General features: G+C 42.5%; 2 protein-coding genes. One reads left to right on the top strand and one right to left on the bottom strand.

Features of this window, described 5'->3' with window-relative positions:
* Positions 1 to 477: 477 nt before the first annotated feature.
* Positions 478 to 603 carry a hypothetical protein gene (locus ACESM0_RS13675; RefSeq protein ID WP_372906761.1) on the bottom strand — a complete coding sequence of 42 codons (126 nt, stop codon included), beginning with the start codon at positions 601 to 603 and terminating at the stop codon, positions 478 to 480.
* Between the two features lie 437 nt (positions 604 to 1,040).
* Between ACESM0_RS13675 and pruA the strand changes: the two genes are divergently transcribed.
* Positions 1,041 to 2,653: L-glutamate gamma-semialdehyde dehydrogenase (gene pruA, locus ACESM0_RS13670; RefSeq protein ID WP_372906760.1), on the top strand; the 1,613-nt coding region annotated here is incomplete at its 3' end.

The following is a 2,653-nucleotide window of genomic DNA, read 5'->3' as shown; positions in this document are numbered from 1 at the left end:
TTACAGTCGGCAGTTTGAGTTTTAATTTCTCTCGATGGAGGCTTTTCTGTTCGCGTGCCTCTAAACCTGGCGATATCTTCTCCTTTCCTGCCTAAGCCTCCAATAGCTCCGGAGTGGAATGCGATGATATGTTGATCGAAATATGCTTTTAAAAAATTTTTGAAAGTTTTCATAGTGTTGGCTCTAGTTAAATTAGTGTTCTAAAATATTCTTCTGTTATGATTACTCTGTTAATCAGTGATTATGGTTTCGTTATGATTTAAGGGGAATCACATTTGATTTGAAATGCTTAATCCTGTTTCCGCTATCAAAAATTATTGACAGATCGGATTCTACATTGGTTTCAATGGGTTCAGGAGATCATCAAATATCTTTACATGTTCTTTAATCGATGAACCTGCAGGAAACTGACTTATAAAACAAAGCCATCCCGCAGTTCTACGTACATACTAATTAGTATGTATGAAAAACCATCGGTTATAATTGCACCCGGTTGATAAGATTCATCATTTGAATGTCGCGGGCTGCAAGTCCGATTCGTTTCTTCTCACTTATCGAGTTAATAAGTAATGCTGTATCGAGATAAATTATAATTGCTTTCATATTGGTGAATAAAGTTGATTTCAGTGTATCTGCTTCTTTCTGCACAGTCACTGCTTATCAGTTGTTCAATTGTATCTATTAAACCTTAGAATCTAACGTAATGATTCATTATGAATAAATTTCTTTAGTAGATTTTATCTATACACCCAATAATCAGCGGTATTGCATCAGAAAAGCGCTTCAATGTTTCATTAATATTTCCCTTTCTATCAGAAAAAAGCGCTTTGTTTTTTATCTATTTTGAACTTTTTCCTTCCATTTTTGCCAATTCTGTGCGCGAAAGAAGATAAATCGGGTATTCATTAGGCTGATAAGAGATGTAAATCACAGGCGCCAATCCTTTAAAATTCAGTGATCCATGCGGGAACTCCGCCACAGAGTTCATATATTTGTGAAAGAACAAACCATAGCATGTAAATCACAAAAAACACATTCTCATGTCCAACGCATTTTTCAACTTTCAGGAACCGATTAATGAACCGTATTTACAGTACGCGCCGGGTTCAGCTGAAAGAAAAGTACTCAAAGAAAGATTAAAGGAACTAAAACAAGAAGAGATAGATATCCCTGCCATAATCAATGGTGAAGAGGTAACTACGGATCGTACACAAGATGTGACAATGCCTCACAATCACTCCCACAAACTGGGCACCGTTCACCTTTGTGGCGAAAAAGAGGTAAAAATGGCTATTGACGGTGCTCTTGAAGCCCGTGAAAAATGGGCAGAAATGCCATGGCAGGAACGCGTAGCAATATTCCAGCGAGCTGCTGATATCATCACCGGGCCCGAGCGTTTTACCATGAATGCAACCACCATGCTCGGACAGTCCAAAACGCCTCAGCAATCAGAAATTGAAGCGGTGGGTGAACTGGCCGATTTTCTTCGTTTTAACGCGTGGTATTTAACCAAAATTTATAAAGACCAGCCCTACTCACCTGACGGAATGTGGAACAAGGTTGAATATCGTCCGCTGGAAGGTTTTATTTTTGCCGTCTCTCCATTTAACTTCACGGCAATTGCAGGTAATCTGCCATCTGCACCGGCTATGTGCGGTAATGTAGCCATATGGAAGCCATCTGTCGAGTCTATTTACTCCAGCTACTACGTGATGAAAGTCCTTCAGGAAGCGGGTCTGCCCGACGGCGTTATCCAGTTCCTCCCCGGAGAAGGTGCCGATGTGGGGGATCCTGTTCTGGCAAACGAAAATCTGTCCGGACTCCACTTTACCGGATCAGAACCGACATTCAATCACCTTTGGAAAACCATCGGTAACAACGTGGATAAGTACAAAACCTATCCTCGAATTGTTGGTGAAACAGGTGGAAAGGATTTCATTTTTGCTCATAAAACAGCTGACGTCGACCGGTTGGTAATTGCTGCTGTTCGAGGTGCATTTGAGTACCAGGGACAGAAGTGCTCTGCTGCTTCCCGAATGTATGTTCCGAAATCTTTCTGGCCGGAGTACAGAGAAAAACTGCTTGCTGAAGTAGATAAGATTAAAGTGGGCGATGTGGAAGATTTCTCCAACTTTATGGGAGCCGTCATCAGCCGGAAAGCGTTTGATAAGATTTCAGGCTACATCGACTATGCTAAAGATGCTGACGACGCCGAGATCATTGCCGGCGGTGAGTATGACGACAGCAAAGGTTACTTTGTCCAGCCTACGGTGATTCTCACAACCAATCCGAAGTTCAAGACCATGCAGGAAGAGATCTTCGGTCCGGTTCTGACCATTTACGTCTACGAAGACGACAAATTTGAGGAGACACTGGATCTTTGTAACAACACCTCACCTTACGCACTGACCGGTGCCATCTGGGCGAAAGATCGTTACGCATTAAATATCATGGCCGATAAGTTGCGTCAAGCAGCCGGTAACTTCTACATTAATGATAAACCGACAGCCGCAGTTGTGAATCAGCAGCCATTTGGTGGTGCGCGCCGGTCCGGTACCAACGACAAAGCGGGAAGTGTAGTAAATCTCTACAAATGGCTCTCCATGAGATCCATGAAAGAGACCTACCAGGCTCCACTCGACTGGACCTATCC

The sequence above is a fragment of the Rhodohalobacter sp. genome, assembly GCF_041686455.1.
Lineage (GTDB): Bacteria > Bacteroidota > Rhodothermia > Balneolales > Balneolaceae > Rhodohalobacter.
The sequence above is the reverse complement of the archived record's forward strand: the minus strand, read 5'-3'. Positions and strand labels throughout refer to the sequence as shown.

What these genes read in the sequence shown, in the direction of transcription:
- ACESM0_RS13675 (WP_372906761.1), bottom strand. Translation starts at nt 603, where the DNA reads ATGAAAGCAATTATAATTTATCTCGATACAGCATTACTTATTAACTCG.